This window comes from Nocardioides dubius (assembly GCF_039528155.1).
Taxonomy (GTDB): Bacteria; Actinomycetota; Actinomycetes; order Propionibacteriales; family Nocardioidaceae; genus Nocardioides; species Nocardioides dubius.
Window position 1 is genome coordinate 187687 of the sequence record NZ_BAAALG010000009.1, and the last position, 15295, is coordinate 202981.

Sequence of the window (15295 nt, forward strand, 5' to 3'; positions counted from 1 at the left end):
GAGCAGGACCGGTGTTGGCCTCGAAGATCTGGAAGGCAGCGGGACGGCACACCTTCCCGAACTCCTCCACGACCACCAGTGCCTGCTCGAGAGATGCACCTGAGCCGCCGTACTCCTCGGGGTGCGCGATGCCCAGGAAGCCGAGCTCACCCAGCTGCATCCGCTGCTCGCGCGTCACGGGCGTCCTGTTGACGTCCATCGCCTCAGCCAGCGGCCCGTATACCTCGCGGGCCACTTGAGCGGCGAGCCCTCGGATCTCCGCATACTCGTCGTTTGCCACGACTTCCTCCTCCACAGTTGTAATCATTATCCTAGATTATGCCCCGGGAGCCCTGTCAAGCATCTGGTGACATTTGCTGCATACCATGATAAGGATTAGGTGTGACCGTTACCTCTTCCACCGATGTCGTGATCGTCGATGCGATCCGCACCCCCAGCGGGCGCGGCAAGGCCGGCGGCGCCCTCGCCGGCGTCCACCCCGTCGATCTCCTGTCCCAGACGATCGAGTCGCTGCTCCAGCGCTCGGCAGCCGTCGACCCCGGTGCCGTCGATGACGTGATCATCGGCTGTGTCTCTCAGGTCGGCGAGCAGTCAGCCACGCCGGGCCGGATGGCGTGGCTCGGCGCCGGGTTCCCCGCTCACGTGCCTGCCACCACGATCGATCGCAAGTGCGGATCGAGCCAGCAGGCCGTGCACTTCGCTGCTCAGGCGATCGCCTCGGGCGAGGCCGACATCGTCGTTGCCGGTGGAGTCGAGTCGATGAGCCGGGTCGTGATGGGCTCGGCACGCATGGGTGCTGAGCCGTACGGCGCCCGCGTCGCCGAACGGTTCGCTCCGGGACTCGTCTCCCAGGGCGTGGCCGCCGAGCTCGTCGCCGCGAGGTGGGAGCTGAGCCGTACCGAGCTCGACGAGCTCTCGGCCCGCTCGCACGAGTGGGCAGCCGCCGCACAGGACTCCGGCGCGTTCGACCGCGAGATCATCTCCGTGAGCACCCCCGACGGAGACGTCGTCCGCGACGAGTCGATCCGTCGCGGCACCACCGTCGAGAAGCTCGCCGGCCTCAAGCCGGTCTTCGAGACCCCGGAGCTGAGCGCGCGGTTCCCCGAGGTGACCTGGTCCGTCACCGCGGGCAACTCGTCGCAGATCATCGATGCAGCCAGCGCGTTGCTCATCATGTCGCGCGCCCGCGCGACCGAGCTCGGGCTCACGCCCCGCGCCCGGATCCACAGCATGGCCGTGGTCGGCGACGATCCCCTGCTGATGCTGACCGGCCCGATCCCCGCCACGCACAAGGTTCTCGCGCGCGCCGGTCTCTCGATCGGGGACATTGACCACGTCGAGCTCAACGAGGCGTTCGCGCCGGTTCCGCTGGCCTGGCAGGCCGAGTTCGGCGTGGACCCGGCCAAGCTCAACCCCCGCGGTGGCGCGATCGCCCTCGGTCACGCGCTCGGCGCCTCCGGCACCCGCCTGATGACCACCATGCTCCACGCACTCGAGGACAACGACCAGCGCTTCGGCCTCCAGCTCATGTGTGAGGCCGGAGGCATGGCCAACGCCACCATCATCGAGCGGCTCTGAGCCGCCCAGGCCGACAGCCGCCCGCAACTGACTGAAGGAGAAGACAAGTGGATCTCACCGGAGCCTCGGCTCTCGTCACCGGAGGCGCCTCCGGACTCGGCGCGGCCACCTCCCGCCGGCTCGCTGCTGCGGGGGCCCACGTGGTCATCGTCGACCTCAACGAGCAACTGGGCAAGGAGTTCGCGGCCGAGATCGGCGGCACCTTCGCCCTGGGCGACGTCACCGATCCGGCCGCGGTCGAGACGGCCCTCGACATCGCTGAGGAGAACGGGCCCCTGCGTGCCTTGGTGCACTGCGCCGGCAAGGGCGGAACCGTCCGCCTGGTCAACAGGGACGGCTCCGCGGGCGACCTCGAGCTCTACCAGCAGTTGATCAACATCAACCTGGTGGGCACCTTCAACGTGCTGCGCTTGGCCGCCACCCGGATGGCACGCAACGAGGTGGTGGACGGAGAGCGCGGCGTCTGCATCCTCACCGCCTCCGTTGCCGCCTGGGAGGGCCAGGTCGGCCAGATCCCCTACGCCTCGGCCAAGGCCGGAGTGGTCGGCATGACCCTGGTCGCGGCCCGCGACCTGGCCACGAAGGCGATCCGGGTGAACTCGATCGCCCCCGGCGTCTTCGACACCCCGATCCTGTCCCGCTTCTCGCAGGAGATCCGCGACGGTCTCGGCGCGCAGGTGCCCAACCCGGCACGACTCGGCCAGCCCGACGAGTTCGCGATGCTCGCCCAACAGATCGTCGAGAACCCCTACCTGAACGGCGAGACGATCCGCCTCGACGGCGCGATCCGGATGAGCCCCCGATGAGCAACGAGGAGACCGCGATGGAGAACGCCCCCGAACTCATCGTCGAGGAGCGGGGCCGGGTCCTCGTGCTCACGATGAACCGTCCCGAGGCCAAGAACGCCATGTCGATGGCGATGGCCCACCAGATCGCCGACGCTCTCGACCTGCTCGACTCGCGCGACGACCTCAGCGTCGGGGTGATCACCGGAGCCGGCGGCACCTTCTGCGCCGGCATGGACCTCAAGGGCTTCGCGCGCGGCGAGCGGCCGGTCGTCGAGGGCAAGGGGTTCGCGGGCCTGGTGAAGCAGCCTCCGCGCAAGCCGCTCATCGCAGCCGTCGAGGGCTATGCCTTGGCCGGAGGCTTCGAGATCGTGCTGTCGAGCGACCTGATCGTCGCCTCCTCCGCCGCGAAGTTCGGCCTTCCCGAGGTGAAGCGCGGCTTGACCGCCGCCGCGGGCGGCCTGCTCCGGCTGCAGCACCGGATCCCCTACCACCTCGCGATGGAGCTCGTCCTGACCGGCGCCATGTGGCCCGCCGCCGAAGCCGCCGAGGCGCGGTTGGTGAATCGGCTCACCGAGCCTGGCCAGGCACTCACGGAGGCACTCGCCCTCGCGTACGAGATCGCCGCCAACGCCCCGCTGGCCCTCGCGGCGTCCAAGCAGGTCCTCGTCCAGTCCGTCGACTGGCCGCTTGCCGAGAAGTTCGATCGGCAGGAGGCGTTCGTCAATCCGGTCCGCGAGTCCGCCGACGCCAAGGAGGGCGCGGCCGCCTTCGTGGAGAAGCGCGCCCCGCAGTGGACCGGGCACTGACCTGACCGACTCCCGGTCCGCTACCGGGATCATGAACCAGGCAGGCGCGCGTCGGTCGACGAAGACGGAAGAGGAGAGCAGCGCATGACGACGATGAAGGCGTGGCAGATGACCGCGACGACGAGGCCACTCGTCCTCGCCGAGGTGCCGGTTCCGGCCCCTGAACCCGGCGAGGTGCTCATCGAGGTCCGCGCCGCAGGTCTCTGCCACACCGACGTCGGGATCCTGCACGACCCCACCTGGCTGGAGCGGGTCGGCCCGCTCCCGCTGACCCTGGGCCACGAGATCGCCGGCGTGATCCGTGAGGTCGGAATGCAGGTGCAGGGGTGGAGCGTGGGCGAGCGGGTGGCCGTCAACCCGGCTGGGGGGACGCGTCCCGGCTTCGGTCGCGGCGGCGGGTATGCACCCCTCTGCACCGCGCTCCCCGACGACCTCGTCCGCATCCCCGAAGGCCTCGACTTCCCGCTGGCAGCCGCCGGCACGGACGCTGGGCGCGCTCCCTACCGGGCCGTGGTCGTGCGCGGGCAGCTGGCACCGGGGGAACGCGTCGGGGTCATCGGACTCGGCGGCCTCGGCCAGGTCGGTGCCCGGATAGCCGTGCTTCGCGGTGCCGAGGTGTACGTCGCGGAGCCCAAACAGGAGCTCTGGGCGATGGCTCGGGAGCTCGGGGCGCACGAGGTGGCGGCCGACATCACCGCGTTCTCCGACCTCGATCTGGTCGTCGACTTCGCCGGCTACGGATCCACCACGGCCGGCGCGATCAAGGCGGTGCGCGAGTTCGGACGCGTGGTGCAGGTGGGGATGGGTCGCCTGGAGTCGACCATCTCGACCAACGACCTGATCCTGAAGCAGGTGACCCTGCTGGGCTCACGCTCCGGCACGGTCGACGACATCGCCGCCGTCTACGAGATGTTCGCCAGCGGCGAGCTCTCCCCAACGCTGGAGCAGATCGGCTTCGATGACATCCCGGCAGCGCTCGACCGCCTCAAGGCGGGCCAGGTCACCGGACGACTGGTCGCCGTCTACTGACTCTGACCGGCGCCGAGCAGACCAGGGTGCCCGGCGAGCAGGCCACCGTCGACGTCGTACGTGGACCCGGTGACGAAGCCCGCTGCCGGCGAGACCAGATGGGCGACCGTAGCCGCTACGTCCTCCACCCGCGCCAACCGTCCGAGCGGGTGGGCTGCCTCCAGCCGGGCGATCTCGGCGGCGGTCCGTCGCGACCGCAGGAAGGCGGTGTCGACGAATCCGGGGGCGACCGCGTTGACACGGATGCCGTCGGCTGCGTACTCCAAGGCCGCCGAGCGGACCATGCCGGTGAGCCCATGCTTCGTGGTCGAGTAGGCAGCCGCGCCCGCGAAGCCGACCGCTCCACCGACCGACGAGACCACCACGATGCTCCCACCGGTCGGCAGCATCGCTGCGACCTGAGCCCGTAGGCAACGGAAGGTCCCGCTGAGATTGACCTCAACCACGCGGCTCCACGCTTCGTCGGCATACTCATGCAGCCGGGCGGCGGGCCCACCCACCGCGGCGAGGTTGACGGCGGCGCTCAGGCCACCGAGGAGCTCGTCAGCCGCGCCGGTCGCACGCTGCACACTCTCCGTCGACGTCACATCCACCTGGAAGGCGCCGGCGGCGCCGATCCGCTCGCCGACCCGCTCCGCAGCACTCAGGTCCAGGTCGGCGACCACGACGGACCACCCACCTGCGACCAACGCCTCGGCACATGACGCACCGATCGCCCCCGCACCACCCACCACCAGCGCACCCGTCATGACGCCCTCTCCACTGGCGACGGCACCCACGTGCCGTCGACGACCTGTTGATGCCCGAGATAGGCCCGGAGGACCAGATAGAAGGGCGCCTCAGGCACCGGAAGCCACACGGAGCCCTCGGGTCCTGGCGCCTGGCCGAGGTGGAGGGTCAGTGACCCGTCCGGGGTCGGACGCACTCCCTCGGTCAGAGTGTTGACCGCGTAGCGCTCGATCGGGTTGGCCACCAGGCCGCGGCTCTCGCGGTCATAGGCCGTGACCGACCAGAAGGCGTCGACGGGTGGCGGTGTGAAGCGGAGGCGATAGGGCCCCGCGTTCCCGTCCAACGGTTCGCCCTGACCGTCGACCAGGGCCGTGTAGGGACCGCTCTCCTCGCGGGTGGTGCCCCCGAGCCCGACGTAGTTGGTCGCTGCTCGATGCAGGTAGTTGTACCCGTACGCGCCCGAGCTCAGGGTGCGCCAGCCTGAGTTGCCCGCCGGCGCTCCCCGAGCGGTCACGGCCGCAGCGATCAGTCTCCGTGCGTCTGCGTGTCCCAAGGCCACGGCCTCGTTCACGCTTGTCGACCACTTCTCCGGATCCAGCGGCTCTCGAGCGCCGATGCCGAGCGCGCGGAACCGGGCCAGCAGCGCCTCCTCCTGAACCGGATGGCCGTTGTGGCGCAGCACGGCGTCCAGAGCGCACAGGATCCCGGCCGCGTCGAAGCCGTCGTCGTCGGGCGGCACTGCCGGCCAGTGCGTGTCCGCCCCAGCCGCTTGCGGGTCGCAGGCCCCGGCACGCTCCGGACGCAGCACCACACGGTCCTGCAAGGAGCACACGTCGGCGACGTCCCCGGCCGAGCGCACGAAGATGCGCATCAACGCCCAGAGATGCTCCGACGCCACCCGCAGCCGTTGGACGCCCGTCGGCACCGCGCCGGTCCAACCGGGAGCGACGAGCCAGACCCGTCCGCCCCGGGGCCCCAGCGTTCTGGTGCTGAGGTTGACGGCGTTGCTGTGCACGTCGAGGAGGTTGACCGTGTAATACCGGTCGTTCATCGCCGGCACCTCCAGCTCCACCGGGCCGCGGCTGAGATCGAGCCAGGCGGTGGAGTACAGGGTGTCGACGTTGGGGGTGCGGAAATCGGCGTAGTCAGGGGTGGCGAGCCGACGATCGTGGTGCCACTCGTTGAAGCGTCGCGGCGCCCCTGGCCGCAACACGTTCCGGTAGAGGTTGGCGTACTGCAGGGCAGCGGGCAGCCCGTACACGATCGCGTCCCGCGCCAAGCCACGGATCACCTCCGCGTCCGGGTCGGTCCACGCCACGTCCGCAACTGGTCGCGCTGCCAGCAGGTCGACCTCCCGCAGGTCGTAGATCGCGCCTTCGACCCCGTAGGGCACCCAGCGCCGGCCCCACGAGGAGCTCGAAGTCGTCACTCGAGCAGCGCCTCGGCCAGGGCGTACGCCTGCCGCGTCACGTGGGAGAGCCGACGTGGCGCGTAGGCATCGCCGAGCACGTGCAGCTCGGGCACCCGCCCACGAAGCTCCTGGAAGAGGCCGTCGTCGCTGTCTGCACCGCAGGCCAGGACGACCGAGTCGAACCCGACCAGCAGCTGGGAGCCGAAGGAGTAGACGTTGCGCACCTCGATGGCGGTCGGCGTGATCGCGCGGACCTCCTCGAGCTGACGGAAGGTGACCCCGCGCTTGTGCAGCCTCGCCAGGATTCCTCCCACCATGTAGCGACCCATCGCCTGCCCAGGAGTCGGCGCCCCGTAGACCAGCGTGACGACATGACCTCGCTCCGAGAGCAGGTCAGCCACCGTCAACGGCGTCAGGTGATCGTCCTGAGCAACGATCGCCACCCGCTTGCCGACCTGGCTCCCGCCCTCGAGGACCGCGGCTGCATCGACCACGTGGGACAGATCGAAGCCCGGCAAAGGCGGCCGGTGGGGATGGGCTCCGGTCGCGACCGCCACCACGTCGGCGCCGTGGTCGAGCACCGAGGCGGCGTCGGCGCGGGTGTCGAGTCGCACCTCGACACCCAAGCGCGCCAAGCGCCGTCGCTGCCAGTCGAGGTAGCTGGCATAGCGCTCAAAGCTGGGAGCCTGGGCCACCGTCGCCAGCTGTCCGCCCACTCGCCCGCTCGCCTCCCAGAGCGCGACGCGGTGCCCACTCTCGGCTGCCAGAGCGGCAAGCTCCAGGCCGGCCGGTCCTCCACCGACTACGAGCAGGTCACGGGGACGTGCCGCCACTCCGAGCGTGCCAGGACCTCCTTGCCCCCAACGGCCGAGGGCCTCGGTCTTCACGTGCGGGTTGACCGCACAGGCGAACGGGAGCCCCTCGGCGTACTGCCGGCTGATGCAGTCATTGCCGCCGACGCAGGGCCGGGCTTCGTCGGAACGCCCCTCGAGTGCCTTGGTGAGCAGGTCCCGTTCGGCCAGATAGGCCCGCGCGATTCCCACGACGTCGGCGTCGCCCGCGGCCAGGACCCGCTCGGCGAGCTCGATGCTAGTCACCCTTCCGGCGTAGACGACCGGCAGTCCGACGGCTGCTCGAACCTTGCCCGCGAGAGCTGACCACTGCGCATCGGCATAGTGCTGGGGCTGGATGTAGCTCGGGTCGCCCCACGGAGATCCCACGACCGCATGGAGGTAGTCGACGAGCCCGGTCGCCTCGAGCAGCTGGGCGACCTCGATGCCACCGCTCTCGTCGTAGCCCTCGGGCATCTCCTCGCGAAGGTTGAACCGCACGCCTACGGCGAGCTCGTCGCCGACCGCCTCGCGCACTGCCCGGAGCGCCTCCACCGCGAAGCGAGCACGGTTCTCCAGACCGCCGCCATAGCGGTCGTCGCGAACGTTGGTGAGCGGGGACAGGAACCACTCGAGCATGTCGTCGTGGTTCAGGTGCAGCTCGATCCCGTCCAGCCCGGCCTGACGGGCCCGCGTGGCGCTGTACCGGTACTCCTCCACGTAGGTCGCGATGTCCTCGACCGACATGACATGGGGCCGGGCGTTGGTGAGCGGCGAGCTCAGGACCCGGCCCGGGGACTGCGGCACGCCGCCGATCACGGTCAACTGGCTGGTCACCACCGCGCCGACGCGATGCAGACGGCCCGCCAGCTCCGAGACGCGTTCCACGTAGTTGGGCTGGCGATAGTTCCCCAGGGTCTCGGCGCCGTAGCCGCCGGTCTCGAAGCCGGGGATGACCGGGTTCCGCACCCGACCACGCACGCCGTCGATCCAGGCCGCGCCGTCGGAGGCGCGCGACTCCCAGTAGGCCATGTGGATCTCGGCCTCCTCGGGTGTTCCCCACAGGTTGCCGATCCCGGAGCCGTGCGGCGGCACCATGATCCGGTTCCGCAGGCGCATCGGGCCGAGCGAGATCGGGCGCAGGACGTGCGCGAGCGCCTCGTCGGCGGCGTGAGTGGCCGTGCTCATACGGCTCCGACCTCCTCGTCGGGAAGCTTCAACATCAGGCCGGCTCGCTTGCAGGTCATGACCAGCACGTCGTCCTGGTTGAAGCCCCGGTGCTCGAACCAGACGATCCCGGAGTCGTCGCGGCTGCTGGATTCGCGCTTGTCCACGATCGTGGTCTCCCCCCTCAGGGTGTCGCCATGGAAGACCGGCGCGGGGAAGCGCACCTCCTCATAGCCGAGGTTGCCCAACGTGGTGCCCATCGTCAGCTCCGGCACGTGGAACGCCCCGATCAGCGCGACCGTGAACAGGCTGTTCACCAACGGCCGACCGTGGATCGTCGTCTTGGCGTACTCCGCGTCCAGGTGGATCGGCGCGACGTTCATCGTCAGCGACGTGAACATCACGTTGTCGGACTCGGTGACCGTCCGGCGGAAGGCGTGCCGATAGACACGCCCGACCTCGAACTCCTCGAAGTAGAGACCTCGCATCAGTAGCTCCTCGGCAGGCCGAGCACATGCTCGGCGACGTAGTTGAGCACCATCTCCTGGCTGATCGGAGCGATCCGCATCAGGCGCGCCTCGCGGAAGTAGCGCTCGACATGGAACTCCTTGCTGTAGCCCATCCCGCCATGGACCTGGAGGGCGACATCCGCTGCCTGGTAGCCCGCGTCGGCGCACAGCCACTTCGCATAGTTGGCCTCGGCTCCGCAGGGCAACCCGCGGTCGACCTTCCAGGTGGCCTTCGCCAGCACGGCGTCGGCCGCCTCGAGTCGGATCTTCGCCTCGGCGAGCTGGAAGGCCAGGCCCTGGTTCTGTCCGATCGGCCGACCGAAGACGACCCGGTCCTTGGCGTACTGCGTCCCGCGGCGCAGCGCCGCCTCGCCGATGCCCAGCATCGCGTTCGCGGCCACCACCCGCTCGGCGTTGAGCCCGGTGAGGATCACCTGGAAGCCCTTGCCGACCTCGCCGACCACGTCCTCATCGGGCACGAAGAGCTCGTCGATGAACAGCTCGTTGCTGTCCACTGAGTTGCGTCCCATCTTCGGGATCGCGCGGACCGTCACCCGCTCGCGGTCGAGCGGCGCGAAGAAGACGGTGAGCCCGTCGGTTCGCCGCTCGCACTCGTCCTTGGGCGTGGTGCGAGCAAGCAGCAGCATGCGCTCCGCCCGCTGGGCGTTCGAGATCCACACCTTCTTGCCCGTCACCGACCAACCGCCGTCGACCTTGCGCGCGAAGGTGGAGATGGCGGTGGTGTCCGTGCCGGCGTCAGGCTCGGTGACGGCGAAGGAGATCTGCAGACCGCCCTCTGCCACCCGGGGCAAGAATCGCCGCTTGAGCTCGGCGCTGCCGTGCTTGAGGATCGGCTCGAACCCGAAGATCCCGATGTGCACCGACGAACAGCCGCCCATGCCGGCCCCCGAGGCGGCGATCTCCCGCTCCACGATGGCAGCCTCCGTCACACCGAGTCCACCACCCCCGTACTCCTCGGGGATGGTGAGTCCGAGCCAACCGCCCTCGACCATGGCGTCGAAGAACTCCTGGGGGAACTCGTGGCGCTCGTCGCGCTCGGCCCAGTACTCATCGGGGAACTTCTCGCACAGCGTCCGCACCGCACGCCGGATGTCGTCGTGTACCGGGGTCGCCTCGTAGCTCACGACGGTCGCCTCTCACCCATCGCCGTGCCGTCCCACAACGCGTCGAAGTACGGCTGAAGGTCAGGCGTGCCGCCGGCGTACCACTGCGCGAAGTCCGCGTAGCTGGTGCCGACGCCGTCGATGCCGAGCTCCTCGATCCGCTCAGCCCAGTCGGTCTCAGCCTGCTTCGCCACCTCGACGAGCCGCTCGCCATCCGAAACGGCGTCGCCGTCCGCGACCTGCTTCTCGACCTGTTCGTGCACCGTGACGAGGCTCTCGACGACCTCGTCATCGAACTCCTGGAAGGTCCCGCCCGACTCCTGCACCGCCTGAACCGCGGCCAGAGTGTTCTCCCAGGCTCCCTCGAAGTTCGCCTGGAGCAGCACGTCCAACCGGTCGTAGAGCAGCTGCTGCGCGGCGAGCGGGAGCTCGTTCCAGCGCGCCAGGCTGATCGCGATGGTGCCTCCCGGCGAGTTGAAGCCGTGCTCGGCGTCGAAGCCCACCTGGGGCGCCGCCTCGATGAAGCCGCCCAACGCAGCACCGGTCACGGTGCTGAACGCGCAGTCGACGACGCCGCGCTGCAGCCCCTCGTACATCTCCGCGTAGTTGATCGAGGTGGGGTTCATCCCCATCGCCTCGGCCTCCTTGTTCTGCACCCGGCTCTGAGCGGCGACGCCGCGGCCCTTGAGCGCCGCCTTCGAGGTGCCGGGCTCGGTGCAGTAGGGCATGTAGGCGCCAGATCCGAAGGCTGGGAGGAGCAGCTTGATCCCGTGCTCCTCGAACTCGCGGTCGGCGTCATCGACTGCCGCGGCCATCTCGAACATGATTCCGTGCCACTGGAGCATCCAGTCCACGGGCAGCTGGCTGCCGAGGTGGCTCAGGTCGTTGATCGCGGTGGCTGCCGGGAACTCGTCAGGCGTCAGCGACGGCATCACCGAGCCGACGTCGAGTCGTCCATCGGCAAGTGCCGCGTAGACCTCGTCGGGGGGTGCCGCACCGTTGGAGTAGACGAACTCGAAGGTGATCTTGCCGTCGGACCACTCCTCGACGGCGGCCGCATAGTCCTCGAACCGCCGCCCGGTCGCGGAGCCCTTGGGGCCGGTCGACTGGATCACCAGCTCCACCGCATCCATGTCGCCGAGCGCCTCGGCGTACTCCGCCTTGCTGGCGCCGTACTCGACGCTCGCGCCGCCGGCATTGGTCTCGCCGGACGGGCTGTCGGAGCAGCCGGCGAGCACCGCCATGGCAAGAACTCCGAGTGCGGCAGTGAGCTGGGGGCGCAGGGTCGTTCTCACCACGGGACAACCTCCATCGTTTTAGTCCGATGGTAATAATGCTTATCAGTGATTTAGGTCACGGTCAAGGCCCGCGCTCACCCAACAGAGCGCCCAGCAGAGCACCTCGCGGCACGCAAGACCGGGCCCGAGAAGCTCGGGCCCGGCACCACGGGTTCAGAACGACGAGTCAGCCCGCAGAGCCGCCGGCTCCCCGGACGAGCCGAGTGTGGGCGAGCCAGTCCCGCGCTTTGTCGGCGTGAGCCAGGTCCACGTGCTGGCCACGGAAGCGGACAGCACCGTCGCCACGCGCAACGGCTGCGTCCACCGTCGCGACCAGCGCCTCGTAGTAGGCAATCTCTTCGTCGGAGGGAGTGAAGACCTCGTTGATCACCGGCACATGACTCGGATGGATCGCGATCATGCCGCGGAAGCCCAGCTGGAGCCCGTAGTCCGCGAACTGGCGGAGTCCATCGAGATCGCCGAGGTCCTCCCACAGCGCCGTCAACGCGTGCAGGCCGTACTGCCGGCAGGCGAGCAGGATACGGCTGCGCAGGTAGAGCGTCTCCGACCCCTCCCGTGACTGCCGGAAGCCCACCGCTCGGGCGATGTCGGCGTGCTCCGAGGTCGGCCCGATCATCGCACCCACCCGCGGTGAGGCGCCCGCGATCTCGAAGCAGTTCGTGATCGCGTCCACCATCTCGACCGGCACGATCATCTTGAGCTCGCTTGCGCCGCTGCGCACCTCGAACCAGTCGATGAGCGTCTCCCAGCGCAGGACGTCGGTGGCGTCCTTGATCTTGGGCGTGAACAGGCCGTCCAGCTCAGGGCAGACCACTGCCTCCAGATCCGCTCCCGCCTGCTTGGTGTCCAGGGCGTTGGGCCGCACGAAGAGGCCGACGTCGGGATGCTGAGCCCGGAGTCTCGCGAGCGTCTCGCGTGCGGTCGCGCGAGCCTCTGCCTTCAGCGCCTGCGGCACCGAGTCCTCGAGGTCGACCACGACGCAGTCCGCGCCGCTCGCGATCGCCTTGTCCGCCCACGCAGGCTTGTGGGCGGGAACGAACAAGATGGTGCGGTAAGGGTGCACAGCGTCTCCTCTTGCCGGATGTCTCGGTCAGGCTCGTGCTTCACGGTCGCAGGTGTCGGGCGTGACGCCCAGGGCCCGGAGCTTCGCCTTCTGCACGCGCTGCGAAGGGGTCTTGGGCAGGTCGTCGACGAAACGCAGGTAGCGCGGCACCGCGAAGGAGGGGATCCGGCTGTCGCAGTGCGCCCACAGCTCCTCCGGCGTGGGCGCCGACTCCCCGGTGCCGAGGATGACGTAGGCCATCACCTCGTCCTCGCCCGCCTCGCTGGATGCCGGAACCGCGATCACGGCACATTCGACCACGGCCGGGTGGGCCAGGATCGAGGTCTCGATCTCGTACGAGCTGATGTTCTCCCCACGCCGCCGAAGCGCATCCTTGAACCGATCCACGAAGTAGAACCAGCCCTCTTCGTCCTGACGCAGCGCGTCACCGGTGTGGAACCACAGGTTGCGCCACGCCTCGACGGTCTTGTCCGGCATGTTGAAGTAGCCGTCGGAGCAGATGAACGGCACCTTGGGCCGGACCACCAGCTCGCCGATCTCACCCACCGCGACCTCCTCGTCGGTCGCCGGGTCGACCAACCGCACGTCGAACCACTCGTCAGCAGCGAGACCCGCCGCACCTGCCGGCCGGTCCTCCCCGTAGGGGCTGATGATCGGGGCCGAGGTCTCGGTCAGGCCGAAGACCTCCACGAACGCCTCGATGCCGTAGCGCTCCTTCATCGGCTGCACCAGGCTCGCCGCCGTCGGCGCGGCGAAGACCACCCGCAGCGGGTTGTCCGCGTCGTCGTCGCGGCGCTCCTGCTTCCAGATGAAGTCCATCATCACGCCGATGAAGTTGGTGACGCTCACCCTGCTCTCACGGAGCTGGTCGACCCAGCGACTCGCCGAGAAGCGGCTACGGGTGACGAACCGCGCACCCGCGACCAGGGTCGGGTAGGCAGCCATGAACTGAGCATTGCCGTGGAAGAGCGGCGTGACCGACATCCAGGCATCCGCCGGGGTGAGTCGAACCAGGGAAACGCACTCGTCAGCGAAGAAGTACATCTGGGCGTGCGGCATCGCCACGCCCTTGCTCGGGCCCGTGGTGCCGGAGGTGAAGAGCACGGAGGCCAGGTCCTGGGGCCTGACCTCGGGAAGAGCGAGCGTCGCCTCGACGACCTCAGGACTCGTCGCCTCCTCGTCCAGCTCCTCGAAGGGCGCCGCGTCCCAGCCCGCACGCCGGAGCGTTGCCAGGGCCTCGTCTCGCGAGCCGGTGTCGATGACCCAGAACTTGCGGATCGACTTGGCGGCCTCGGCGATCGCGACGAACCGAGCCGCGTACACGTCGTCGACGACGGCGAAGGTCGCCTCCACGGTGCTCACCTGGTGGGCCAGGAAGTCGTGCTCGTACGCGGTGTTGATCGGGACCTCGACAAGACCCGCGACCGCCGTGCCGACCCAGGTGCGAACGAAGGCCGACGAGTTCTGCGCGACCAGCGCGACGCGGTCACCGGGCTCGGCGCCGTGCGCGAGCAGGCTGCGCCCGACCCGCTCCGCTGCGGCAAGGGTCTCGGCGAAGGTCCAGGTGCGTCCCTCCTCCGGGCAGTCGAGCCAGACGGCGTCAGGACGCTCGGCCGCGTGGTGGCGCAGCACTGTGGGCAACGCCCACTGCGAGCGGTCGGCGAAAGTGGGGGTCAGGTCGCGGTAGTGGCGGCGGTTCACGAGTCGTCCTCAGTTCTCTTGCTGCCGGGCAGGGTGCCTGGGCGTCCCGGGTCGGGCTTGCACCTCACGGGCGCGGTCCCAGGCACCGCACGTTCCTTCGTCACCAAATCTATGGTGTTGATGATCAGCAATCTACGATAGGATCGGCGTCACATCAAGAGAAGAGGTGCGAATCGATGCGAGCTGCGGTGCTCAATGGCTTCGACGAACGGCCTGTGATCGGCGAGATTGACCTTGGGGACATCCTCCCCCAGGAGGTCCGGATCCGGACCGCGGCCACCGGCGTCTGCCACTCCGACCGCTTCGGTCAGACCGGCGGCAACCCCCACCTCGAGCTTCCCGCGGTCCTCGGCCATGAGGCCGCGGGCGAGGTGCTCGAGGTCGGCTCGGCGGTCACGTCGGTGCGACCTGGCGACCATGTGGTGGTCGCGCCCGCGGGCTCCTGCGGCACCTGCACCTGGTGTAGCCAGGGCCATCCGCAGCACTGCGCCAACCTGATGCGCGTGCGAGCCCCTGGCCTCGGATCCCGCTTGGTGCGCGACGGCGACCCGGTGACGCAGTACGTCGGCATCGGCAGCTTCGCCGAGGAGATGCTGGTCCAGGCCTCGAGTGTTGCGCAGGTCCCGAAGGAGATGCCGCTGGACAGGGCCGCCCTCCTCGGCTGTGCGGTGATCACCGGCCTCGGCGCCGTGCGGCATTCGGCGGCGGTCCGGCTCGGTCAGTCCGTGGCCGTGATCGGGTGTGGAGGGGTGGGCCTGAGCGCCATCCAAGGCGCGGTGCTCAGCGGAGCCTCCCGCGTCATCGCCATCGATCGGATGCCCGAGAAGCTCGCCATGGCGACGTCGTTCGGCGCGACGGACGTCGTCGACGCCTCCACCACCGACCCGGTACAGGCGGTCCTCGACCTGACCGGCGGAGTCGACCACGTCATCGAGGTTGTCGGCATGCCGAGCACCATCGAGCAGTCCTTCGCGATGCTGGGCACGCGCGGAACCGCCACCGTGGTCGGCCTGGGCCGTCCCGGAGACACCGCCGCCCTGCCGACCACGGCCTTCCTCGGCGAGAGGCGCATCCAGGGTTCCCGGCTCGGCGGCACGCAGCTGCGGGTCGACGTCCCGTTGTATGCGCGGATGTATCTCACCGGTCGCCTGGACCTCGACCCGCTCCTCGGCCGGACCATCGGGCTCGACGCCGTCGGCGAAGCTCTGGACGAGCTCCATCACGCGACCGCAGCGCGCACGGTGGTCACCTTCTGATCCTCT

14 protein-coding genes are annotated in these 15295 nt (G+C 69.3%); 5 read left to right on the plus strand and 9 right to left on the minus strand.

Annotation, left to right across the window (positions count from 1 at the left end; genetic code table 11):
- The coding region (locus ABD151_RS11880; protein WP_343994568.1) for an acyl-CoA dehydrogenase family protein at positions 1–280 on the minus strand (280 nt) is incomplete at its 3' end.
- 101 nt (positions 281–381) lie between these two features.
- Here ABD151_RS11880 and ABD151_RS11885 point away from each other — a divergent pair.
- The 4 genes from ABD151_RS11885 to ABD151_RS11900 all read left to right on the plus strand — a co-directional run bounded on the left by ABD151_RS11885 (position 382) and on the right by ABD151_RS11900 (position 4201).
- Complete coding sequence (locus ABD151_RS11885) at positions 382–1578, plus strand: thiolase family protein (protein WP_343994570.1); 1197 nt, start codon at positions 382–384, stop codon at positions 1576–1578.
- Positions 1579–1625: 47 nt separating this feature from the next.
- Positions 1626–2384 (plus strand): SDR family NAD(P)-dependent oxidoreductase, encoded by a 759-nt coding sequence (locus ABD151_RS11890; protein ID WP_343994572.1) that lies wholly within the window; start codon positions 1626–1628, stop codon positions 2382–2384.
- On the plus strand, positions 2381–3172 hold the full coding sequence (locus ABD151_RS11895; protein ID WP_343994574.1) for a crotonase/enoyl-CoA hydratase family protein: 792 nt from the start codon (positions 2381–2383) through the stop codon (positions 3170–3172). Before ABD151_RS11890 ends, ABD151_RS11895 begins: the two co-directional genes overlap by 4 nt.
- A gap of 84 nt (positions 3173–3256) precedes the next feature.
- The gene (locus ABD151_RS11900; RefSeq protein ID WP_343994576.1) at positions 3257–4201 is read left to right on the plus strand and encodes a zinc-binding dehydrogenase; all 945 of its coding nucleotides are present in this window, start codon (positions 3257–3259) and stop codon (positions 4199–4201) included.
- Here the strand turns inward: ABD151_RS11900 and ABD151_RS11905 are convergent.
- From ABD151_RS11905 to ABD151_RS11940, 8 genes are all read right to left on the minus strand, one after another.
- Positions 4195–4950 carry an SDR family NAD(P)-dependent oxidoreductase gene (locus ABD151_RS11905; protein WP_343994578.1) on the minus strand — a complete coding sequence of 252 codons (756 nt, stop codon included), beginning with the start codon at positions 4948–4950 and terminating at the stop codon, positions 4195–4197. The genes ABD151_RS11900 and ABD151_RS11905 overlap by 7 nt on opposite strands.
- Positions 4947–6359, minus strand: a complete 1413-nt coding sequence (locus tag ABD151_RS11910) for a DUF1254 domain-containing protein (protein ID WP_343994580.1) — start codon at positions 6357–6359, stop codon at positions 4947–4949. Before ABD151_RS11910 ends, ABD151_RS11905 begins: the two co-directional genes overlap by 4 nt.
- Positions 6356–8359 (minus strand): FAD-dependent oxidoreductase, encoded by a 2004-nt coding sequence (locus ABD151_RS11915; protein ID WP_343994582.1) that lies wholly within the window; start codon positions 8357–8359, stop codon positions 6356–6358. Before ABD151_RS11915 ends, ABD151_RS11910 begins: the two co-directional genes overlap by 4 nt.
- Positions 8356–8826, minus strand: coding sequence for a MaoC family dehydratase (locus ABD151_RS11920; RefSeq protein WP_343994584.1), 471 nt, complete (start codon positions 8824–8826; stop codon positions 8356–8358). Before ABD151_RS11920 ends, ABD151_RS11915 begins: the two co-directional genes overlap by 4 nt.
- The gene (locus ABD151_RS11925) at positions 8826–9992 is read right to left on the minus strand and encodes an acyl-CoA dehydrogenase family protein (RefSeq protein WP_343994586.1); all 1167 of its coding nucleotides are present in this window, start codon (positions 9990–9992) and stop codon (positions 8826–8828) included. The genes ABD151_RS11920 and ABD151_RS11925 overlap by 1 nt, the downstream gene beginning before the upstream one ends.
- The gene (dctP, locus tag ABD151_RS11930; RefSeq protein WP_343994588.1) at positions 9989–11269 is read right to left on the minus strand and encodes a TRAP transporter substrate-binding protein DctP; all 1281 of its coding nucleotides are present in this window, start codon (positions 11267–11269) and stop codon (positions 9989–9991) included. The genes ABD151_RS11925 and dctP overlap by 4 nt, the downstream gene beginning before the upstream one ends.
- A 166-nt stretch (positions 11270–11435) precedes the next feature.
- Positions 11436–12311 carry an HpcH/HpaI aldolase/citrate lyase family protein gene (locus tag ABD151_RS11935; RefSeq protein WP_343994590.1) on the minus strand — a complete coding sequence of 292 codons (876 nt, stop codon included), beginning with the start codon at positions 12309–12311 and terminating at the stop codon, positions 11436–11438.
- A 48-nt stretch (positions 12312–12359) separates the two neighbouring features.
- A complete protein-coding gene (locus ABD151_RS11940; protein WP_343994592.1) occupies positions 12360–14033 on the minus strand; it encodes an AMP-binding protein in 1674 nt (557 codons plus the stop codon).
- A 215-nt stretch (positions 14034–14248) separates the two neighbouring features.
- Between ABD151_RS11940 and ABD151_RS11945 the strand changes: the two genes are divergently transcribed.
- On the plus strand, positions 14249–15289 hold the full coding sequence (locus tag ABD151_RS11945; RefSeq protein WP_343994594.1) for a zinc-binding dehydrogenase: 1041 nt from the start codon (positions 14249–14251) through the stop codon (positions 15287–15289).
- The last annotated feature ends 6 nt before the right edge of the window (positions 15290–15295 follow it).